At 36.8% G+C, this 23,381-nt stretch carries 20 protein-coding genes and 2 tRNA genes; 12 read left to right on the top strand and 10 right to left on the bottom strand.

The window, feature by feature from the left end; all coding sequences use genetic code 11:
* On the bottom strand, positions 1 to 1,717 hold a 1,717-nt coding region (locus tag Q0V26_RS15940; protein WP_297483662.1), incomplete at its 3' end, for a retention module-containing protein.
* Between the two features lie 382 nt (positions 1,718 to 2,099).
* Here Q0V26_RS15940 and Q0V26_RS15935 point away from each other — a divergent pair.
* From Q0V26_RS15935 to Q0V26_RS15905, 7 genes are all read left to right on the top strand, one after another.
* Complete coding sequence (locus Q0V26_RS15935; RefSeq protein ID WP_297483660.1) at positions 2,100 to 3,494, top strand: HlyD family type I secretion periplasmic adaptor subunit; 1,395 nt, start codon at positions 2,100 to 2,102, stop codon at positions 3,492 to 3,494.
* Between the two features lie 4 nt (positions 3,495 to 3,498).
* Complete coding sequence (locus tag Q0V26_RS15930; RefSeq protein ID WP_297483658.1) at positions 3,499 to 4,809, top strand: TolC family outer membrane protein; 1,311 nt, start codon at positions 3,499 to 3,501, stop codon at positions 4,807 to 4,809.
* An 11-nt stretch (positions 4,810 to 4,820) separates the two neighbouring features.
* Positions 4,821 to 5,411, top strand: a complete 591-nt coding sequence (locus tag Q0V26_RS15925) for an OmpA family protein (protein ID WP_297483657.1) — start codon at positions 4,821 to 4,823, stop codon at positions 5,409 to 5,411.
* A 44-nt stretch (positions 5,412 to 5,455) separates the two neighbouring features.
* Positions 5,456 to 6,079, top strand: coding sequence for a transglutaminase-like cysteine peptidase (locus Q0V26_RS15920; RefSeq protein ID WP_297483655.1), 624 nt, complete (start codon positions 5,456 to 5,458; stop codon positions 6,077 to 6,079).
* A 13-nt stretch (positions 6,080 to 6,092) separates the two neighbouring features.
* Positions 6,093 to 8,021 carry an EAL domain-containing protein gene (locus Q0V26_RS15915; protein WP_297483653.1) on the top strand — a complete coding sequence of 643 codons (1,929 nt, stop codon included), beginning with the start codon at positions 6,093 to 6,095 and terminating at the stop codon, positions 8,019 to 8,021.
* A gap of 1 nt (position 8,022) precedes the next feature.
* Complete coding sequence (locus Q0V26_RS15910; RefSeq protein WP_297483651.1) at positions 8,023 to 10,143, top strand: type I secretion system permease/ATPase; 2,121 nt, start codon at positions 8,023 to 8,025, stop codon at positions 10,141 to 10,143.
* 66 nt (positions 10,144 to 10,209) lie between these two features.
* The gene (locus tag Q0V26_RS15905; protein ID WP_080157787.1) at positions 10,210 to 10,689 is read left to right on the top strand and encodes an NYN domain-containing protein; all 480 of its coding nucleotides are present in this window, start codon (positions 10,210 to 10,212) and stop codon (positions 10,687 to 10,689) included.
* A gap of 50 nt (positions 10,690 to 10,739) precedes the next feature.
* Here the strand turns inward: Q0V26_RS15905 and Q0V26_RS15900 are convergent, their stop codons facing one another.
* Positions 10,740 to 11,426, bottom strand: a complete 687-nt coding sequence (locus Q0V26_RS15900; RefSeq protein ID WP_297483648.1) for a cation transporter — start codon at positions 11,424 to 11,426, stop codon at positions 10,740 to 10,742.
* Positions 11,427 to 11,596: 170 nt separating this feature from the next.
* Here Q0V26_RS15900 and Q0V26_RS15895 point away from each other — a divergent pair, with 170 nt between their 5' ends.
* The gene (locus Q0V26_RS15895) at positions 11,597 to 12,481 is read left to right on the top strand and encodes a LysR family transcriptional regulator (protein ID WP_297483646.1); all 885 of its coding nucleotides are present in this window, start codon (positions 11,597 to 11,599) and stop codon (positions 12,479 to 12,481) included.
* A 489-nt stretch (positions 12,482 to 12,970) separates the two neighbouring features.
* On the top strand, positions 12,971 to 13,675 hold the full coding sequence (gene aqpZ / locus Q0V26_RS15890) for an aquaporin Z (protein ID WP_297483664.1): 705 nt from the start codon (positions 12,971 to 12,973) through the stop codon (positions 13,673 to 13,675).
* Between the two features lie 96 nt (positions 13,676 to 13,771).
* Here aqpZ and Q0V26_RS15885 read toward each other — a convergent pair whose 3' ends face one another.
* Positions 13,772 to 16,831 (bottom strand): FAD-binding and (Fe-S)-binding domain-containing protein, encoded by a 3,060-nt coding sequence (locus Q0V26_RS15885; protein ID WP_297483644.1) that lies wholly within the window; start codon positions 16,829 to 16,831, stop codon positions 13,772 to 13,774.
* Positions 16,832 to 17,143: 312 nt separating this feature from the next.
* Positions 17,144 to 18,592 (bottom strand): NAD-dependent succinate-semialdehyde dehydrogenase, encoded by a 1,449-nt coding sequence (locus tag Q0V26_RS15880; RefSeq protein WP_297483642.1) that lies wholly within the window; start codon positions 18,590 to 18,592, stop codon positions 17,144 to 17,146.
* Between the two features lie 282 nt (positions 18,593 to 18,874).
* Here Q0V26_RS15880 and Q0V26_RS15875 point away from each other — a divergent pair, with 282 nt between their 5' ends.
* Entirely contained in the window at positions 18,875 to 19,711 is an 837-nt protein-coding gene (locus tag Q0V26_RS15875) for a pirin family protein (RefSeq protein WP_297483640.1), read from the top strand.
* A 111-nt stretch (positions 19,712 to 19,822) separates the two neighbouring features.
* On the opposite strand, the gene Q0V26_RS15870 is transcribed toward Q0V26_RS15875, so the two are convergent.
* Positions 19,823 to 20,296, bottom strand: a complete 474-nt coding sequence (locus Q0V26_RS15870) for a DUF2947 domain-containing protein (protein WP_297483638.1) — start codon at positions 20,294 to 20,296, stop codon at positions 19,823 to 19,825.
* Positions 20,297 to 20,446: 150 nt separating this feature from the next.
* Positions 20,447 to 20,665 (bottom strand): hypothetical protein, encoded by a 219-nt coding sequence (locus Q0V26_RS15865; protein WP_297483636.1) that lies wholly within the window; start codon positions 20,663 to 20,665, stop codon positions 20,447 to 20,449.
* A 367-nt stretch (positions 20,666 to 21,032) separates the two neighbouring features.
* On the opposite strand from Q0V26_RS15865, the gene Q0V26_RS15860 reads away from it, so the two are divergent.
* Positions 21,033 to 21,863 carry a DUF3108 domain-containing protein gene (locus Q0V26_RS15860; protein WP_297483633.1) on the top strand — a complete coding sequence of 277 codons (831 nt, stop codon included), beginning with the start codon at positions 21,033 to 21,035 and terminating at the stop codon, positions 21,861 to 21,863.
* A 52-nt stretch (positions 21,864 to 21,915) separates the two neighbouring features.
* Here the strand turns inward: Q0V26_RS15860 and Q0V26_RS15855 are convergent, their stop codons facing one another.
* Positions 21,916 to 22,167, bottom strand: a complete 252-nt coding sequence (locus Q0V26_RS15855; RefSeq protein ID WP_297483632.1) for a hypothetical protein — start codon at positions 22,165 to 22,167, stop codon at positions 21,916 to 21,918.
* 97 nt (positions 22,168 to 22,264) lie between these two features.
* Positions 22,265 to 22,354 (bottom strand): hypothetical protein, encoded by a 90-nt coding sequence (locus Q0V26_RS17910; protein WP_363316473.1) that lies wholly within the window; start codon positions 22,352 to 22,354, stop codon positions 22,265 to 22,267.
* Positions 22,355 to 22,569: 215 nt separating this feature from the next.
* On the opposite strand from Q0V26_RS17910, the gene Q0V26_RS15850 reads away from it, so the two are divergent.
* On the top strand, positions 22,570 to 22,746 hold the full coding sequence (locus Q0V26_RS15850) for a DUF3012 domain-containing protein (RefSeq protein ID WP_297483630.1): 177 nt from the start codon (positions 22,570 to 22,572) through the stop codon (positions 22,744 to 22,746).
* Between the two features lie 97 nt (positions 22,747 to 22,843).
* Here Q0V26_RS15850 and Q0V26_RS15845 read toward each other — a convergent pair.
* Positions 22,844 to 22,930 (bottom strand) — tRNA-Leu (locus tag Q0V26_RS15845).
* Positions 22,931 to 23,040: 110 nt separating this feature from the next.
* Positions 23,041 to 23,127 (bottom strand) — tRNA-Leu (locus Q0V26_RS15840).
* Positions 23,128 to 23,381: the final 254 nt, after the last annotated feature.

Below are 23,381 nucleotides of genomic sequence, written 5' to 3'. Positions count from 1 at the left end.
GCTCACCCGTTGCAGTACTACCAATTAATTCGCCTGTCGCAGTGTCATAATGGAAACTGATTGCTTCATTATTGCCAGTGGTGAGCTCTGACTCTAATTCGCCAATTAAGGTGGTTAATTGTTTTGGATCGATGGTCACTTTACTTGGATCTAGACGGTCTGCACCTGCCTCAATCACAACCGTTGTGTTACCCGAGACAGGATAACCTTGTTCGCTGCCTTGTGGGGTTAAATCACCTTCAGTAATGGTGATGTCACCGTGCTCATTACCACCTGCGTCAGCGCCATCGGTGATATCAATCACCACTTGACCGTTAGTGGTATCACCATCGTTATCAGTGGCCGTCACACCTAGGTTAATGTTGGCAATGTCAGCATCGTTTTGATCAATTGGGCCTGTAACTTCAACCGTATATGAGCCATCTTTCGCAATCGTTACTACCATCACAGGTTTATTATCGCTATCAAGCACAGTTAATACATTGCCATTAACCGTAAATGTGGTCGCGGCACCATTACTGGTTAGCTTGGCTAAGTCCGGCTGGTCAGCATTGAAATCAAGCTGATGAATAGCATCAGAGCCAACATCAAGAGGCACATCACCTGTAATAACCTGACCATTTTGGGTTGTTTCATCAATGGTGGTGCCACTATCGGTGCCAAATTCTGGGTTAGCGCCATCCTTGATAGTGATATCAACATTAATAGGTTTATCAAGTAGGTTGCCATTTGAATCTGTCCCCTGAATCGATACATCAACTGTAACAATATCACCGTCATGTGAGACCAACCCACTGCTATTACCTCCAACATGATCAATCGGTTGATTAATTGTTGTCGTAATATTAACGCTGACATCTCGCCCATTTTCAGAAGTGGCATTTAAAGTAATTGACATTACAGTTTCGCCATTAAGCGTACCAATAATTGAATTTGATTGAGTGTCATAAATAAAACTAACAGCTTCACCACCAGCCGTAATTTCATTATTAAGTTCAGAGAGCAGAGAATTAACAGATAGAGGATCAAAAATAAAAGAAGCCGTATCAAGAGGAAGTGTTGCTGCTTCTATAGCAATAGATATTGAGGTTTGAACAGGGTACCCTTGTTCGCCAGCTAATGGAGACAAATCACCCTCCACTACAGTTATCGCACCAACTTCACCGCCATCAGCCGCAAGAATAGTTTTTGGATCAATAGCTTGGGTATTATGCTGAGGATCATACGCTGTATCAAAACCAGCTTTAGCTAATACAGCATCATTATCGTAATTGATTGTAATAAAACTGGCAGTTGCTGATGAACCATTTAATCCCACATTACCTGCAGCACTGTCGTTACCAGCCGCTGGCGCTTCAAATAATGCTGTCGGATCTTGTCCTGCTAAAATAGCATTTTGTAATGCCGTAATCTCATCAATAGAAAATGATGTACCTTCTTTAGCTTCACTATTAAAAGTTAGACTATTGTCTAATTCAACAGTTTCAACACCCTTTGGCGTTAATATCGTACAGCTTGGACAAGGAATATTAATAACTTGCTCTATACCATCTTTAATAACAATAAATTTGGCATCACGATTGGTGACAATAATTTCATTAGCTTGAAGAGTATGTAACTCAATAATAGGTATAGGTTGTTGGCTTGGCTGAAGAACAAAACCTTCGCCTTCAACAAGTTTAAACTCTTCAATTTTATTATTATCATTTTTAGCCATGAAAACGCCCAACCTTTAGAATTCCTGATGCCATAACAATCAAACGGCATGATTCTAAATCAACATTAATATGCTTAAATTATTGTTAATTATTCATGTACTAAATAAATCATACCGTTATTGTATAATTTGACATAAAAAAACAACTTTACGCCAATACCTTGACAGCTTATCATTAGTATCAATTTCAAACAAATCACATATTATCGATAATTGAAACTGCATATCACATTTATTTCACACGCAAAATGCCATTGCAAGTGAGTTGGCTCATCCAGAGGTAGTTGTAGCTATTTATTCGCGCCACTGAGTTAAATCAAAACTGTTTTTTAAACTAATGTTATTTGTCAGCAGTTATTTCTAGGGGAACAGAGGTTTTTATATGAGTAAAAAATCTATCTCGATATCAACCAATGATCTCGATTTTGTTGATGATAAGTCTGCAGCATTACTACTAAATACCCCCAAAAGTGCCAGAATAATTTTATGGGTAATGGTACTATTTTTCTTCATTGCTATTATTTGGGCTTCTTTTGCAAAATTAGATAAAGTAACCACAGGAACTGGCAAGGTTATTCCATCATCACAACTACAAGTTGTACAAAATCTTGAAGGCGGGATTGTTAAACAGATTTCAGTGAAAGAAGGTCAGGCCGTAAAAAAAGGTCAAACATTATTACTCATTGATGACACTCAGTTTAAATCTGATTTTGAAGAAAAAACACAGAGTCTTGCTGCAACGCATGCGGACTCATTACGCCTTAACGCCCTACTTACTAGTGTAACTATTAATAAAAACCCTAAAAATACCCAATGGCGAAAAAGTGTTGATGTCACTAGATTACCACCCGTTTTCAGTGCTGAATTTAAGAAAAAACATCCTCAATTAGTACAGCGACAACTTAATCAATTTTCAGGAAAATTAAATAACCTCGAAAACCAGCTATCAGTTGCGTCACAACAAGCCTCTCAAAAAGAGCGAGAGCTAACAGAAACACGCTCTCGAGTCACTAATCTTCGTGATAGTTATAATATTGCTTTAAAAGAATATAACATCACCAAACCATTAGCTGATGAAGGTGTAGTTCCTCGTATTGAATTATTAAAGTTGCAACGCTCTCTTAACGATACCAAACGTGATTTAAACTCAGCTAAATTACAAATTCCCGTCACACAAGCAGCCATTCAAGAAGCTGGCTTTAAATATATTGATATTGCTCTGCAATTCCGCTCAGAAATTCAAGCTAAACTGAACGAAACCAGCGATAAATTATCAAGTATGACGGAAACACAAGTAGGTTTAAAAGACCGTGTGAAGCGTACCACCGTCATATCACCAGTTAATGGCACGATTCAAAAAATATACGTCAATACTGTAGGCGGAGTTATTCAACCAGGTATGCCATTGATAGAAATTGTACCGACTGAAGACACACTTTTGATTGAAGCAAAAATAGCCCCACAAGATATAGGCTTTTTAAGACCAGGACTACCAACAATAATAAAATTCAGTGCTTATGATTTTACAAATTATGGGGGGCTGAAAGGTACATTAGAAACAATCAGTGCAGACACTATCCAAGATAAAGAAGGTAATAGTTTTTATCAGGTAAAAATTCGTACCGATGCAAGTAATCTTAAAGGACCTAATGATGAAGCATTACCTATCATTCCGGGAATGACAGCATCAGCAGATATCATTACAGGCAAACGGTCAGTACTTGATTATTTATTGAAGCCTATCCTTAGAGCGAGCCAAACGGCGTTAAGAGAATAATGAAATGAAAAAAATATACTTTTTAAGAAATATTGCTTTATTAATCGGCGCTCAATGCTTAGCGATACCTGTAATGGCACAGTCATTAGAACAAGCTATTGCTGAGACACTTTCAACCAACCCTGATATAAAAAGTGCATACAATGAATTCCAAAGTAAGCACCAATTAATTAATGCGGCTAAAGGTGATTATTTACCATCAGTAGATCTAGAAGCAGGGATTGGACGTGATGATTACAAAGCTAAAAGTCCATCAGGAGAATACACACCTCAAAGTGCACAAATAAATATTCGTCAATTAATCTGGGATGGTTCTATTACGTATAACGATATTCAACGTAATAAAGCAGAAACAGAAGCTCAACGTTATCAACTATTATCTGACGCACAAGATAAAGCACTTAAAGCAACAGAAGCTTACTTAAATGTCCTTCATGCTCAAGATGTCTTAACCTTGTCACAATCTAATCTCAAAGTGCATCAAAAAATGTACGTTGATATAAAAAAACGTGCAGATGCAGGGATTGGTTCGACGGCAGATTTGGCGCAAGTTGATGGCCGTTTAGCAAGTTCTAATACCAACTTATTAGCGGCAGAAAGTAATCTTCAGGATAAGATCACTGCTTTTGTACGTATTGTTGGTACCTACCCTGTCGATCTCGTTAAACCTGAAGTTGATAGTAATTACTTACCGATATCTTTAGATGATGCTCTCACAAAAGCACAGAAAAGTAATCCTGTGGTATATATTGCATCAAATGATATTAATGCAGCTGAATATCAATATAAACAAGCACAAGGTACTTTCTACCCTTCTTTTAGCATTGAAGCCTCACAAGAATGGGGACAAGATCTTAATGGTTCAGCTGGTGATACCGATGAACTAAAAGCAATGCTAAAAATGCGGTATAACCTTTTTAATGGTGGTAGTGACGTTGCTAAATCACGCCGGGCGGCTTATCAAATCAATAAATCTAAAGATATTCGAGATCGTGCTCACCGTATGTTAGAAGAAGGAACGCGTCTTTCATGGAGTGCATTAACACTATCGAAAAAACAAAAAACATTCCTTCAAGAACATGTTGATGCATCTGCTCGTACCGTTATTGCTTATGAAAAACAATTTAAGATTGGTCAGCGTTCTTTATTAGATGTACTTAACACTGAAAACGAACTATTTGAAGCACGTAAAGCTTATTTAAGCGCAGAGTATGATGGCATATTGGCAAAATATCGCGTGTTAAATGCAACGGGATTAATTCTTAATGAGATGCGAGTTGAAATACCTCAGTCTTGGGTACAATCAACTAAATAAAGGAACAAAACATGAAATACACAATTATAGGGTTACTCGCACTATCATTATTTGGCTGCTCACTTTCAGTGTCTCAACCCCCAGTTGCTAAACAAACAAAAAATCTATTTGATAACGACAGTGATGGTGTCATTAATCAACGAGATCACTGCCCCAAAACACCTATTGATGCTGTCGTCAATAATGATGGTTGTCCAACATATGTTGATAGATCAGAAGAAAATAAGATTCACGTCTTATTTGCAAATGACTCTGCAGAAATTCCTGAAAGTTATATGCAAAACATCAATAAAATGAGCGAATTTTTGGTGAAATATCCCAAAATGCATATTGAACTTAAAGGATATGCTAGCCCTGTAGGTAATGCCGCTTACAATATTGCCTTATCAAAGCGGCGCGCAAGTGTTATCCGCCAGGCATTAATTAATAATGGTATTACACCATCGCGAATTAAAACGATCGGGTTTGGTGACAGTGATCCCGTTGCGGCTTATGACATAGAAGAAAGCAACACCCTAAGTCGCCGTGTTGTAGCGCAAGTTGTTGGCTCTCAAGAAAATGTTGTGAAAGAATGGACAGTCTATACTGTCCGTGAAAACTAAACAGATAACAACTATTGAAAAAAATAATATTATGGCTAGTTTGCATGTTATTAGCAGTAAATGTATCTGCTGCTAATAGCATGTACCAAATAGAAAAAATAAAACAATTTTATGGTGAACGTGCGGGGAAACGTGCTATCGCTTGGCGTAAACTTATCCAAAAATCACAGCATTTAACTGAGCGTCAAAAACTTAGTACTGTTAATGATTTTTTTAACCAATTTGTTTTTATTAGCGATCAAAAGCTATGGGGCAAAGAAGATTATTGGGCAACGCCTTATGAATTTGTTGGCATTGGTGCTGGGGATTGTGAAGATTTTAGTATTGCAAAATATCAAGCACTACTCGAACTTGGTATTGCTGATAATAAACTCAGATTAATGTATGTAAAAGCACTTGAATTTAACCAATTCCACATGGTTGTAACTTATTACCCAACACCATCGGCAATACCATTAGTCTTAGATAATCTTAAAGGAGAGATTCTCCCCGCATCTCAACGAAAAGATTTACTACCAATATACAGCTTTAATGGTAGCAAGTTATGGCTAATAAAACAAAAAGGACAAGGACAAATAGCTGGTAATGCTTCACGTTTAAGTCTTTGGAATGATTTACGCAATCGTTCACAAAATATAAAACTAAATCGACCACGATATACTTTTTAATAGGTAAATTATAATGACCCTTTACCGACAACTTCTACTGTGGATGCTAGTCGTATTATTTTTACTAACCAGTGCTGTATTTGCAATTCAATTTAATACCACTAAAAATTATTTAATTGAACAACAATCAACAGAACTTAATAATGTTGTTAGTTCAGTCGGCTTTGCTTTATCTCCTTATATCAAGGCTAAAGATTTTATTGCAGCGGAATCTGTTATCAATGCAACTTTTGATTCAGGCTATTACAGCCAAGTAAAATTGACGTTATTAGACTCTAAAAAAGAAATTCTTCGTCAATACCCACAAAAGGTAGATAATATTCCTGATTGGTTTCAGTCAATAATTCATATTGAAGCAATGACTCAAACGACTACCTTAACCAGTGGTTGGTTACAACTTGCTAATTTAACCGTAATTAGTAGCCCTATTCCAGCCTATATCCAATTATGGAACGCAACCATTCAGTTAATACTTGGGTTTATGGCTTGTCTTTTATTTGGATCTATTGTGCTATCATTAGTGCTCAATAAGGTCTTAAAGCCTTTAAAAAATATTCAAAAAAGTGCGCAAGAAATGGCGCTTAACCATTTCACAGCTCCGTTACCAAAACCTCATACACGTGAGTTGATTGATCTTGTTAACGCTTTTAATTCAATGAATATTCAATTACAACAACATTTCGAACAACAAGCGCAAGAGGCTGATACATTACGAATCCGCGCCTACCAAGATCCTGTTTCTGGATTAGCTAACCGTAGTTATTTAATCACTAAACTTCAATCATGGTTACTCAGTAATCCAAATGGCGGGATTATTTTATTAAAATCTGACGCTATAGAGAACAGTTACCAACAATCAGGTTATGAATCGGGTGATCAGCTAGTACATAAACTCGCTGAACGCTTAAAAGAACTATCAGCAGATGATGTTACTATCGCCCGTTTAAACCAATCAGAATTTATCCTTATTGCCCCTAATGCATCTGAAGATGATCTTATGGAAACGGGCCGAAGCATGCTCTATATGACATCAGAACTGAACTCAGATCCTCTAGGAATTGCGCCCCTTCAAGCTGCCATTGGTATTGTCGCATGCTCAGCAACGATCACTATCACAGCATTACTCGCTCATGCTGACAACGCTCTAAATAAAGCACGCCAACAAGTTAAAGAACCAATAGCACTATTAGATAGTAATAAGAACAAAACAATACCAGCAATGGGTAAGCAACAATGGAAAACATTAGTTGATGAAGCTATTGCAAATAACTTACTTCATTTTACTTTTCAAAAAGCAATTGATACTAATAATAATATCATCCATAAAGAGATGTTTGCTTACATTACACAAGGCCAACACCGTTTTAATGCAGGGCAATTTTTATCTGCTATTGAAAAACTCAATGAAGGTACCAAATTTGATTGTTATGTCATTGACACTATTTTTAACCAATTAACCAAACAAACAAAATCTGTTCCTATCGCGATTAATATTACTCAAAGTAGCATTAATGATACGGGTTTTATTCGTTGGCTTAACAGTAAACTTCAATCTAGTCCTCAAATGAAAAAAGCAGTTTTATTTGAATTACCTGAAATTTGTTTTATTAAAAATATCGATAACACCAGCTTACTTTGTGAAATCATTCATCAAAACGGATTTCAATTCGGTATTGATAACTATGGACATAGTTTCAGCTCTCTGGGTTACCTAAATAAATTACGACCTAGCTATGTAAAACTGGATTTTGCTTATACATCACAACTAGATGATCAAGTAAAAACAGATGTTTTAGAATCAATAACACGTAGTGCTCATAACCTCGCAATACTGACTATTGCATCTCGTGTCGAAACCATTGAACAAAAAGAAAAATTAACACAGTTAAAAGTTCAAGGATTCCAAGGTTATGTCACCGCTCAATTAGTGAATGGAAAATAAAATGAAAGACCCATTACTTCAATCACTTGTTTATATTAGTCGTTTCTATGGACAAGCTAACTCACCGGATGCTTTAATTGCAGACCTGCCTCTGACTGATGGTTTACTTACTCCATTTTTATTACCTCGAGCCGCAGAAAAAGCAGGGCTTCAAGCCAAACAAACGCAATTAACATTAGATGAATTATCACCATTGCTCTTTCCTGTTATTGCGCTATTAAAAGGTGGTGACGCTTGTGTCATCCTTAGCGTTGATCAAGAAAAAGGTGAAGCTGAAATTGTACTTCCACAAAATGAAGGTTCAGAACAATGGATCAATATTAATGAGTTAAATGTGCAATACAGTGGCCATTTATTCTTGATTAAAAAACGTTTTCATTATGATGAGCGTTCCCCTGAAATTCTAAAGAATAGAGATGGACATTGGTTTTGGAGCACATTATGGGAATCACGTAGCATTTATCGTGACGTTTTTATTGCTTCAATTTTAATTAACGTATTCGCTATTGCTGCACCATTATTTACTCGTTTAGTATATGACAAAATCGTACCTAACCTTGCATTTGATTCTTTATGGGTGCTCGCAATCGGTATCACCATTATTTTTATTTTTGACTTTATTCTAAAAATATTAAGAAGTTACTTCATTGATTTAGCTGGAAAAAAATCAGATCTTTTGATCTCTGCGAAAATATATAGCAAAGTAATGGGCATTAGAATGGAAGCAAAACCTGCTTCTGTTGGTGCTTTTGCTCGCCATTTACAAGAATTTGAGTCGATTCGTGAATTTTTCACCTCAGCGACGGTTTCATCATTAATCGATTTACCGTTTGCACTACTGTTCTTATTTATAATCTATGTTATGGCTGGGCCCTTAGCGTTAGTTCCACTTATTGCGGTCTTAATCTTAGTTATCTATAGCTACCTTATTCAACGTCCATTACGCCGTACAATTGAAGAAGGCTCTCGATTAGCCTCTCAAAAACACGCTAACTTAATTGAAAGTTTATCTGGTTTAGAAACCATCAAAATGTTTGGCGCACAGAGCCAGTTTCAATATCGATGGGAAGAAGCCGTTACTCATATTTCAAACTGGGGACTAAAATCTCGTCGGTTAACAGATTCAGTTCAAAATACCGCAGGATTTTTACAACAATTTGTATCAGTAGCAATGATTGTTGTTGGTGTGTATTTAATCGCTAACGGTGATCTAACTATGGGTGGATTAATAGCATCAACCATGCTAAGTGGTCGTGCTGTTGGTCCGATGGTACAACTCGCACTACTATCAACCCGTTATAATCAAGCTAAATCAGCCATGACCATTATTGAGCAATTAATGGCAATGCCACTAGAGCAAGAAGAAGGTAAACGCTATATTCATCGCCCAATTATTCGTGGAAAAATAGAATTTGATAACGTCACATTTAGTTATCCAAATGCAACTCAAGCGGCATTAAAAAATATCAGTTTTACGATTAACCCTGGTGAAAAGGTAGCCATTATCGGTCGTATTGGTTCAGGAAAAACCAGTCTTGAGCGTATCTTAATGGGGCTATATCAACCTCAACAAGGGTCTGTTCGCGTTGATGATACGGATATAAACCAATTACATCATATTGATATTCGACGTAATATTGGTTGTGTACCACAAGACATTACTCTCTTTTTTGGTTCAATTCGCGATAACATTATACTTGGACGACCATTAGCAACAGATAAAGAAATTCTACTTGCCGCAGAGCGTGCTGGAGTGACAGCATTCACTCAACATGATGCTGCCGGTTTAGAAAAACAAGTGGGTGAAGGTGGTCATGCCCTTTCCGGTGGCCAACGTCAAGCCATCGCTATAGCGCGTGCATTTCTTAGTCAACCCCCCGTACTGATTATGGATGAACCAACAAGTAGTATGGATAATCGTTCAGAAATGTACATTAAACAGCAGTTACGTCAAATGAAGCAAGATGAGACATTAATCCTGATCACCCATAAGACAGGAATGCTGGATGTAGTTGATCGATTAATCGTTATGGAACATGGTCATATTGTTGCTGACGGACCGAAAGAACAAGTATTACAAACATTACGCAATGGCAATATTAATCAATCATCAGCCAATTAATAGTTGTAATGTATAGCCAGTTTGTCCACCATAACAAACTGGTTATTTAAACTCTTTAGGATTCTCGTGGAAAAAGTTGCTATTTTTGTCGATGTCCAAAACATCTATTACACCGTTAAAGAAAAGTACCACTGTAATTTTGATTACAATGCTTTTTGGGCAGAAGTATCACAAGGCCGCGAAATTATTGCAGCTTATGCTTACGCTATTCATAAAGGTGATGAAAAACAGCGCCAATTCCAAAATATCCTACGGGGAATTGGTTTTGACGTTAAATTAAAGCCATTTATTCAACGCAGTGATGGCTCAGCGAAAGGTGACTGGGATGTTGGAATCACTATTGATGTGTTAGAACATGCTGCAGATGTTGATCGTATTATTTTATTATCTGGCGATGGTGATTTTGATTTATTGGTTGATAAAGTACAGACCAAATACAATACCATCGTAGAGATATATGGAGTACCTGGTTTAACTGCAACCTCATTAATTAATACAGCACAACATTATCGAGAAATAGAAAATACTCTATTACTGGGACGTTAATATTATAAAAAAGGCCAACAATTATGTTGGCCTTTTTTATTCATCAAATTTTATTTTATATGCTGAGCATGAACAAGATCTGGATGACTATAAATATCCATGAGTTCACTGGTTGCTTGACGTACCATTTTCACAGGAACAATAATGAAATAAATAGAGGCTAAAATCACCATTGTAGGATCTGCATAAACAGCTAAATGTGCATATTGAGTCATCATTAAAATTTTCGCGACCACAAAACCCATTAATACAGCAGCACTGATCACTGTATCCATGACCCACTGTTTAGCTTCGGCATCAGCTAATGCTGATGAGATATTTTTACTTTTGATTTTGATATAACGATATGTGCCATAACAACCCACAACACTGATCATACCAAAAGCTAAAGCAACACCCGCATTAATATCACGGCCACCAGCCAAAATAGCTTCAACAGCTGAATAGAAAGACCAAATACACATTAAAGCAATAACTGAGCCTTTAATCGCAATAACAGCAGGTGCTATCATTGCTACTTGCGAACTATCTTTATTTATTTCAGGTTTATGAAGATAATGCGCGGCCCCCAGAGATAACATGGTTAACGCCAAGCTTACTAAAGAATATGCACCATCAAAAATAATCACTAAAGAACCAACAAGTGACCCAAGCACAATCCCTAAAATAGCAAAAGTAAACGATGACACGGTAGACAACAGGAGTAAACCGCGCTCTTGTTGCATTGAACTAGACATATAGACCTCAATCGACAATTTTTTCGTCGTTTTTTGTTTAATTGTGAAACTAATAAGATGATACAGCCACTTCTATTAATACTATAATCACTGAGCGTCGAATTTATCGTCGCTAGTAAGTGTTATTCTACTTACTCTATACTTCTGTATTTATTGTATTGGTACCATCAATGAAAATAGCTCAGATTGAAATGTTTCTATCAACGATAAAAACGGGCTCTATTGCCGAGGCTGCTCGTCGTCATGGAAAAAGCCGCACAACTGTTAGTGCAGCATTAAGCTCATTAGAAGATACATTAGGCGTTGAATTGTTAAACCGCAGTGGTAACCGTATTACCCCAACCGTTATAGGCGAAGCAACTGTCAATGATTTTGAGCGTATTCTCTTAATTGCGCGAGATATTCACACGCGATGTGAACAATATAATGTAGGTGTAGAAGCCAGTATTCGTATTGCACGCGATGATTCATTACCAGAATCACTGTGGCGTCAATTATTACGTCAGATTCGAACTCAATTTCCACAAACAAGTGTGTCAATTTACAGTGCGCCAACACAAGAATTAGAAGAAATGGTGGCACAAAACCTTGTCGATGTCGCTTATGGCTTGTTACCTAATACGCATCTTTTTTCACGCTTACAACAAACAGACTTGGGTCAAATACGCATGATGTCTGTTGCCCACAAAGATCACCCTCTTAGTCAACTTCGTAAAGTGAATGATGCAGATCTCGAACGTTACACTGAAATTGCTGTCGCTTATTTTGATGAAGAAAGCTTACGTATCGTGACCCCTAAAGCAGGGAAATATATCGCTTTATCTTTTTATGAGCATCTCCGGGACGCCGTACTTGATCAAACCGGTTGGTCATCTTTACCCGCGATACTCATTAAGCAGCATTTACGAGAAGGAACACTTAAAGTGATTAAATATAATCGAGCAATGAATTGGCAATCATATGGTGAAGTTGTTGAAAATGAGTCTCGACGCGGAACAGTTGTAAAATGGTTATCCGAACAATTAGAGACCTATTTATTTGATGAAAGCGATTAATTTTGAATATTCACATTTAAAGCAGCAAAATTGATTACATAAATACAACCTAAGTATGGATTTGTAAAGTACTCACATTTTAAGTCTAATATCTAAAATAATCGTAAATATATCGGACAAACAGCCATTTGCTGCTAAACTTATTTCGAAATATAAATAAATATCTAGCTAAGACCAAAGACTTATGAGAATAAATTATTCTTTAATAAAATAATTTATAGTTAAATTTTCAACTACAGGCTAGATTGAACAGCGTTTTTAATTCAATATGTGCGCCGCAAATCAGATCGTCTAACACCAGTGTCATTAATGATACCAATAACGATTAAAAACGATCTAGCATGTATATAACAAGGTAACAATAGCAGTAACGGACTAAGTATAACTATTCAGCCGTTACAAGAGTAAAGAAGAAAGTTATATCATTCGTTGTTTATCTTTTCTAAGATCCCTCTTAATCGTAATTATATAAAGGAAATAAGCTTCATGATGAGAAAATTAGTTGCTGAATTTATCGGCACAGCTTGGCTAGTACTCGGTGGCTGTGGTAGTGCTGTTTTAGCTGCGGCATACCCAGATTTAGGTATCGGATTTTTAGGTGTCGCACTGGCATTTGGTCTAACAGTTGTGACAATGGCATACGCAATTGGTCATATCTCAGGTTGTCATTTAAACCCAGCCGTTACTGTTGGTCTATGGGCCGGTGGTCGTTTCTCTACCGGTGAAGTTGTTCCTTACATCGCATCACAAGTACTAGGCGGTATCGCTGGCGCTGGTGTACTTTATATTATTGCAAGCGGTCAAGCTGGCTTTGATCTTGCCAATGGTTTTGCTTCTAACGGTTACGGTGCCCATTCTCCTGGTCATTACTCTCTATTATCTGCATTTGTTACTGAAGTCGTAATGACATTCATGTTCTTATTCGTAATTTTAGGTGCAACACATAAACTTGCTTCACCACAAATGGCTGGTCTTGCAATCGGTCTTGCACTAACACTGATTCACTTAATCAGTATTCCAGTAACAAATACATCAGTTAACCCTGCTCGTAGTACTGGTCCTGCATTATTCGTTGGTGACTGGGCAACATCACAGCTATGGATGTTCTGGGTAGCTCCTCTTATTGGTGCCGCAATTGCAGGTGTTGTATACCGCTGGTTATGCCCTGACAATGAATACCGTTCAGTAAGCTAAGTTTGCCAAACCAACACTGAATATAAAAAAGCGAGCTTAATCTTTAAGCTCGCTTTTTTTATTACTCATATTTAATAACACTCATCAATCTCAACGTTAAATATCGACCAACTGCAACAACGCTTGTACTGGATGTTTAAATTGAATATGTTCCAATCGCTTAACTTGACTACGACATGAATAGCCTGTCGCCATACATCGAGTGAGATCATACTGATCTATATTCTCTTTCCAGCTTAAATTAAATACCTTCTTTGACGCTTCTAATTTATCGATTTCATGGCCAAATGTACCCGCCATTCCACAGCAACCCACTGGCACAGATTGCATGATCCCACCAAAGTGCGTAAAAATAGCTTCCCATTGCTTTTCAGCATTCGGCAATTTTGTTTTTTCTGTACAATGGGCAAACAGATACCAGGGCTTATCATTCAATAATTTTCTTTGAGGCATTTGTTGTAATAATGGAAAAAGCCATTCATGTGCAGTTAAAACTGTAAATTTACCTCGTCCTTGCTGTAATACCTCAGTATATTCATCGCGATAACACAATACTAAAGCAGGATCGACACCCACCATAGGAATATTTAATACTGCTAATTGATTTAAAAAATCAGCGGTTGATGTTGCTGTCTTCGCAAATACTTTTAAGAACCCTTTAACATGTTGCGCTTTTCCATTGGGTTTAAATGGCAATAAAATCGGTTTTTTACCCAACTTTTCAATTAAATGAATAAAGTCACGTATAACCTGCGCATCATAAAAACTGGTAAATGGATCTTGAACAATTAAAACATAGTTTTCCCGCTCATGATCAGATAACGCCTGTAACCATAACATGTCAAAACATAACACATGATGGCCATTTAAACTTTCAGCTAAAGTTGGCACAGATAATAGAGGCATATCAACATAACCAATGGTCTTTAAGGTCAACTTTTTCGACCATTGTGGCCGAATTAAACTGTTTACGATGACTGGTGCTTTCACCATTAACGGTAAAATATTCTCAATATATGCCACTAAATAATCTTTTACTGGACGTTGATAACGGCTGTAATAGATATTCATAAATCGTGAACGAAAACTGGGTACATCAACCTTAATTGGGCATTGACTTGCACATGCTTTACACGCTAAACAACCATTCATCGCGTCCATGACCTCATGTGAAAAATCATAGCGATGACGATTAGAACCATAGGTATTTTTTAAACGATCAATAATCTGTTTGATTGTTGGAGATGTGGTTAATAACTGTTGTTCTAGTTCATCAGCATTGATTCCCTGCTCAGCTAATTGCCTTAGCCATTCACGTACTAACCCCGCTCGTCCTTTAGGTGAATGGCGACGATCAGCTGAAATCTTCATTGAGGGGCACATAGGCGAACTGGTGTCATAGTTAAAACATAAACCATTACCGTTACATTCCATGGCTTGCTTAAAACTATCTCGTGTGGTGACCGCTATTTGACGATCATAAAAACCCCGTTTTACACTATCAACTTTTACTAATTCACTGTCATTACCAAGTGGTGTACAAATTTTACCAGGATTCATACGGTTATACGGATCAAATGCCGCTTTAATGCGACGTAACTCAGTGAACAATTCTTCACCAAAAAAAGCAGGGCCATATTCAGAACGGAATCCTTTACCGTGTTCGCCCCACATTAGACCACCATATTTAGCAACTAATGTGACCACTTGATCTGATACTTCTTTCATTAACAATTCTTGTTGCGGATCGCACATATCCAATGCTGGACGTACATGCAAGACGCCTGCATCAACGTGGCCAAACATGCCGTAATTAAGCCCTTTATCATCCAATAACTGCCTGAACTCAGTGATAAAGTCGGCTAAATTTTCAGGAGGAACACAAGTATCTTCAGCAAATGCAATTGGCTTTTTAGTACCTTTTGCAGCGCCTAATAGTCCCACAGCTTTTTTTCGCATGGTATACATTTTTTGAATACTGGCTAAATCATCACAAACTTGATAACCAATAACTCCTGCTTGTTGATCTACGATTAGTTGGTCAAGTCGCTGACACAATGCCGCTACATGTTGCTGATTCTCTGCAATATCATTACTTGCATACTCAACCATGTTAATACCTAACATCGGTTTTCCAGGTACATCAGCTAATAAACTTTCAACAGTATTCCAAACAATATCTTGTTTCGCTAAATTCAGAACTTTGGAATCAATAGTTTCAACCGACAAGGCAAGAGCATCTACCATCATAGGAGCATTACGTAATGCTGAATCAAAACTATCATATTTAATATTCACTAAAGTACGAGACTTTGGAATTGGTGTAATATTTAATTTTGCTTCTGCTATAAAAGCTAAAGATCCTTCAGCGCCACATAATAACCGTGCAATATCAAATTGTTGAAGTTGATCATCATAAACATTTTTTAAATCATAGCCGGTAAGAAACCGATTAAGTTGTGGAAATTTATCGACTATTTGTTGGCGTTTGTTCCGACAAATTTGAGCGGTTGTTTTGATAGCATTATGAATAAACGCAGTATCATCCAATACCATAATTTGATCATTATTTAGCGGTTCAGTATTAAGTACCGAACCATCAACGCATACCGCAGTCAGTGCTAAAACATGATCAGATGTTTTGCCGTATTTCAATGACCCCTGGCCAGAAGCATCGGTGTTAATCATGCCTCCAATAGTGGCACGATTACTGGTTGAAAGATCGGGAGAGAAAAAATAGCCATGCGGACGTAAAGCATCATTAAGTTGATCTTTAATGACACCACTTTGAACACGTACCCAACCTTCAGTAATATTAATCTCTAATATTTGATTTAAATAACGGGAAAGATCAACCACAATTCCAGATGTTAATGATTGCCCATTTGTACCCGTACCGCCACCACGAGGAGAAAATGTAACGTCTTGATAATTATCATGACACCCTATTTTTCCTATAAGAATAAGATCATCAATATGACGAGGTAATACCACAGCTTGAGGTAACTGTTGGTAGACACTATTATCAGTTGCAACAGCTAATCGGCTAGCATAACTTTGTTCAATATCACCTTGAAATCCGGCATCGGATAATGCAGCTAAATATGATAGTACGACATGATCAATACTACTTTGATAGGTTAATGCAGGTAACATATGTTTTACTCTCCCTTTTCCAGTCGTTACGCACTCATGCGCTGCCATTTCCCATAGCACTGGATTTACTATTCATAATTAATCACTTTAACCAGACGTTGAAAGTGTATAATTTCACTTTACTCTACCTAGAAACTAAACAAAACAATTTATAAGTTGATCGCCTATATCACCAACCAATAAAGCTATTATATTTAATTATTAATAGCAGTAAAAAAGCATCTGTTTATAGTGCAGCCATTACTTACACCACAAGAAAATAAAGCCCTTTAAAAGAGCTTTATTTCTAATAGAATAAAAACACAAAGCTAACTAAATACCGCCCATCAGGGTATATTTCATTTCAGTGTATTCTTCTAAGCCCTGGTGTGCACCTTCACGCCCTAACCCTGATTCTTTAATACCACCAAAAGGGGCTAATTCAGTAGAAATAAGGCCTTCGTTCACACCTACCATGCCATATTCAAGTGCTTCACTCACATTAAATGCACGCGATAGTGATTGTGTATAAATGTAAGCTGCCAAACCTGAATCAGTATTATTAGCACGATCAATCACATTTTGATCGTCGTCAAAGCTAAAAATAGCCGCTAATGGTCCGAAAGTTTCTTCCGTCGCCACTAACATGTCATCTCGAACATCACGAATAATCGTCGGTGTAATAAAACAATTACTCGATGCTTGTTGACTACCCAGCACTAAATGAGCACCTTTTAACATCGCATCATAAATATGACGTTCAACTTTTTCAACCGCCGCTCGATTAATCAATGGACCAATAGTCACACCATCATCAAGTCCATTACCGACCTTTAATAAAGCAACTTGTTGACGTAGTCGATCAATAAATTGCTCGTAAATACTATTATGTACATAAATACGATTAGCACAGACACACGTTTGACCTGCGTTACGAAATTTAGCAATCATCACACCTTCAATGGCGCGATCAATATCAGCATCATCAAAAATAATAAATGGTGCATTACCGCCTAATTCTAATGACACTTTTTTCACACTTGCCGCAGCTTGCGCCATCAACAATTTACCAATCGCTGTAGAGCCAGTGAAGGAAATCTTCTTAACCTTCTTATTACCCGTAAGCTCTGCACCAATTTTAACCGCATCCCCCGTTACAACACTGAATAAGCCATCAGGAATACCTGCTTCTTGCGCTAATGCTGCAAATGCCAATGCTGTAAAGGGAGTATCAGGTGCAGGTTTCAATACCACGGCACAACCTGCGGCAAATGCAGGGCCACATTTACGCGTGATCATTGCCGCGGGGAAATTCCATGGGGTAATAGCAGCCACAACCCCAACAGGTTGGCGTGAAACCAAAATTCTTGCGTCAGCTTTATGGCTTGGAATTATTTCACCATTCATCCGCTTAGCTTCTTCGGCATACCATTCAACAAAGCTTGCCGCATAGGCTATTTCACCTTTAGCTTCATTCAGTGGTTTACCTTGCTCTAAGGTCAAAATAGTCGCTAATTCCACAGAATGGTTGATAATAAGCTCATACCATTGACGCAATACGGTCGCTTTATATTTAGCTGTTGTTTTTGACCAACGTCGATATGCATTATCAGCACAATCTATTGCTACACGTGTTTCTTCAACCCCCATTAAAGGAACATTTCCAATAACCTCACCGGTAGCAGGATTAGTGATAACCGTATGTTTTCCTGAATATGCGTTTACCCATTCGCCATTAATAAACGCTTGTTGCTTAAACAAACCACCTAAAGATAATGTCATTACGATACCTTGCTTTATTTTTTCAATGCACGAGTAGCCAGAAGAACACTCGTTAAACTGTACATTGAAATAAATAACTGACTGATTATATTATTATATTACAACCTTACCAATATAACAGCTTAGGAAGCTATTCAGTAACATGTTATCGATAGAAATAAAATCGCAAAAATTAGGCTATTCATCTGCAAATAATTATTATCGCGACTACGCTTTAAATAACATAGATATTAAGAATGAACGATAGCTTTACTTTTATTTTAAAGTGGACATAAATATCTTATGCAGAAAAGTAGACAACTTACTCATATTCGTCATGGTATTAAAAAAGGCATTACTACTTCTTTCATCCATGAACAACATTTTCCTACCACAAATCCATTCGTTTTATGGGAACATTTCACGTCAAAATCCCCCATGAACCATGGCTTGAGTTTTCATGGCCACTCAGGAATAGAAGCTATTAGCTCCCCCCTCACTGGCACTATTTTACATCATGATTCAACACAACAGCATCATATCGTGAAAAGTGGTGATATCCATATGATGACGAGCGGTCAAGGTATTATTCATAAATCAACCACATTACCTCAGCAATCAACAACAGAATCATTCCAGTTATGGATGGCATTACCAGCAGCAAATAATAATGAAATGTGCCAACCAAAAAGCCAGCTATTTAAGAAACACCACCTTCCCTTAGTTGAAGATAATCATTCAACAACAAAAGTATTGGTTGGTCATTACCAGCAACACACCAGCCCAATTAAAAGTCATTGTAAGTTAATATTGCTCGATATCATTATGACATCTTACAGTACATGGTGCTTTACCCCGCCCCAAGATTATCATTCCTGCTTTATTTACTTAAAGTCTGGTATTTCTTATAGTGCTAATAATAAATTAATGCCGTTTCAAATGGGATTTTTCGAATCATCATCAGCACCAATAATAATAACCACAACAGATCATAGTTCACGTTTTTTCATTGCTTGTGCCGTTCCATTAAAACAACCATTAATAACAAATCAACATTCCGTTCACTCTTGTGAAAATAACATTGATAAAAGTGAGGTAATAATAAAAAATCTAATGGAAACTACTAAAAAAACACATTAACACGGAATAAATAGTATGCCTATTGTGCCATTATAATTAATATTACACGGTATTGTTGATGAAAATACCATATCTGTCACAACAGATACGGTATTTAAAATGAATATTAATTTATGGGCGTGTCGCTAATTGAAAGGTACCATTTGATTGAAACCAAACGGCTTGTTTTTGTTTACGCCCAAGTAATAAAGGGCCATCATCAAAAAACAAAAAATTCTTCCAGTTGCGTTTAAATACACCCCATTTAGTTTCGATAATATTATATTTTTCGTAACAGAAGAAAATGGTCGTGTTATCTTCCCACTTTATATCAGCCAACAGCTCTGCTGGTAACTCAGGTTCATCACTGTCCCAAGCTTGCTGCCAGTCTATTGCATCGGACCAAATTTTTTTATCAAAGGCCCAATCACCTTTTTCAAAATGATCTGCATCAGAACTCTGACTACTCACGTGTTCACACCACAATTGCGCCGAACGAGCTTGAGTAAATGGTTTTATTTGTACTAAATCAGCTTCATCTACTGGCATTGAAGCATGAGTGAAAATCCATTTACGAGCATAATTATCAAATTCGGTATAATTCATTTGTCAGCCTAAAAAAATAAAGACGACGCAATGTACATCAGTGATGATATTTGTTCCAGTATCTCACCCATAATTTTTATATCTATTCTTTCTGATATAAAAAGGTACAAAAAAAATTGCACCTATTTATGGTATTAGAAATGTGTTTATTTACTTATTTTGTCCCCATAAATCACTGACCCAACCACCGATATGATCATCATAATGATTATCTGAAAAAGTCGGCGATGCTTTTATAGGGTTATCATGATGACATTCAAGAAGTTCAGATATATGCCTCGCCATCGGATCATCGGTGGACTGCATTTGCCTTTTTTGGGCAATTTCCTTAATAATCTGTAATCGATATGACGAGTTCATCTTTTTCATCTTTAACTCCTCTAAGTAAAATACATAAATAACAACCAAATAAAAATAGGCTTCTCCAAGGATTACGTCAAATAACCAATATTAAATCGTCATATCACTAGCGCAGAAAAGTGGATTTTAATTATTTAAAAAACAATGCCTTAACGTTAAGTACATTATTCTTAAAAATACATCTCCCTGATGATTAATTTAACTGCATGATTCTCATAGACTTTTAAATAAATATTTTTTCTTAATTATTTATACAGTAATCTCATTATTAAATCACAATTAGCTACGTTAATTTTATGGCACATCTGTTAAACTACTAAACAGCTATAATTAACATCAAGTAACACGGTTATTTGTAATTATTCCAGGAGTATTCGTGCGTTTATTACCTATTATGACTTTTTCTTTAGTGAGCTTAATCAGCATCACTATTAATGCTAACGCAGACACATTGGCATCACCTTCCATCATTGAGAGTGCTCCAATTCAAAAAAATAATACTCCAACAAATATAGAGAGTAATTTAAAGCAACCATTACCGAACAAAAATAATAAATGCAACAAAACATTGAAATATAAGGTTTTTTTTGAAGGGCATGATATCGGTAATTATCAACGTAATTTAGTATGGAAGGGTACTCAAGCAGATATTTATACAAAGAGTACTGTTAATGTATTAATCACTACGGCAAAATTAAATCAACATTCAAAACTGCATTGGTCACCACAACGTCATAGTTTTGTGACAGATTCTTTTGAACGTAATATAAAAGGCTTAATGACAGGCAACGTTTCTGCTACTTTTACTGATAGCGGTGCAAAATCTACCGTGATTGAAGATGGTAAATCACATCAATTTAGTGAAAGTTTATTACCAATTCTTGATGGCGATACGATTGGTGCACAGATGCGATTAAATATTATGCAAGGTAAGAAGAGTTTTGACTTTATACTGCAAAATAGTGATGACACTAGCCATTACTACTTTAAAGTTATCGGAGAAGAAACAATCGCAACTAATTTTGGTAATATAAAAGCAATTAGAGTTGATCAAATAAAGAAAAAGGATCGTAAACTCTCATTGTGGTTTGCACCTTCAATTGACTATCAACTCGTACGAGCAACTTACAAACGTAAATTACTCGATCTAAAAGCAGTATTAGTCAGTAAAAAAATAATCTGTCCTAACCCTGTTCTAATAAAATAACACGACTATTACGGTATTAAACAGTTATGTAATTACTGACTGTTTATTGCCGTTATTTTGCTACCGCTTTACTGCCAATAATTTTATAGGCTGGTGTACCTCGAACCAATGTTTCACGGGCAAAGACCATCTGGCATTCAGGACAAACACAGGCTTGCTGAGTAAAATCTTTGCTTATTCTCTCTTTAAAACATTTCACTAATGCCCCCTTCCCCCCTTTACGATATTTAAACAATAACGTTTTACAGTGACCACATAACACATCAACCGTTTTAACTGGTCCTTTCTTATTGGGTTTCGCCATTATATTGTTATTCTTATTAAGATTGATGAGAACATGTTATTGTAAATTTCATTAAGTGATCAATATGGTGTAGACAAAAATCTCACATAACATCATGTTAGTAAGCTAGGTGGATAATTTTAGCCATCATATAGGGAGCAAACACATGAAATTTACAAGCAATATTTGCAATTGAAATCAAAGCCATTACATCGCTGTCGTTCCTTTTTCTCGACACCAAAACTTACCCCCACATCACAATTTAATCTACCACAACACCAACCCCTCTTAACACTACAATATATAAATGTAATGTCGTTATTCTCCACTGAGTGTAATATTAAATAATACGAATAATGATTTAAATTATCTTCGCTGTAACCATAATCAAATAATAAAAATTCACATGAAGAAGGGCTACCAATGAAAACAGTATTAGTTTTAATAAGTACGGTATTTTTATTATCTGCATGCTCACCCACTATAGGTAGTGAAAAATGGTGTAACCAGCTAAAAGAAAAAGCGAAAGGAGAATGGAGTGCGAATGAAGCCGTTCAATTCACCCAAAACTGTATTCTTCGTTCAGATGATAAGAAATAACTTAGCGTACTATTTTATATGGTATGAGGATGATAAAAATTAAGGTAAATATAACAGGCGAAAAAAAGCTCATCAAATGATGAGCTTTTTTAAAAGATGGTGCCCCGGGCCGGACTTGAACCGGCACAGCGCGAACGCCGAGGGATTTTAAATCCCTTGTGTCTACCAATTCCACCACCAGGGCACGCAATTCAATGCGATGGGTAAGACACCATCTATAGATACCGCTAACTTAGCTATATCTTTTAATTCTGTTGTTGCTATTACTTTATTTACGAGTAAGTAAATAAAAGATGGTGCCCCGGGCCGGACTTGAACCGGCACAGCGCGAACGCCGAGGGATTTTAAATCCCTTGTGTCTACCAATTCCACCACCAGGGCACGCAATTTAATGCGATGGGTAAGACACCATCTATAAATATCGCTCTTAAGCCATATTTTTTAATTTTTAGCGATACACGAGGTTCCCGATCTTGTAAACTCAGGAGTGACCTCAACCTTGTTGAGTCACCTCTTGTATTGCTGAACACTGACAATGTCAATATTCTTAAAATTGGAGCGACACACGAGGTTCGAACTCGTGACCTCAACCTTGTTGAGTCACCTCTTGTATTGCTGAACACTGACAATGTCAA

The organism is uncultured Photobacterium sp. (assembly GCF_947039875.1).
Lineage (GTDB): Bacteria > Pseudomonadota > Gammaproteobacteria > Enterobacterales > Vibrionaceae > Photobacterium.
The sequence above is the reverse complement of the archived record's forward strand: the minus strand, read 5'-3'. Positions and strand labels throughout refer to the sequence as shown.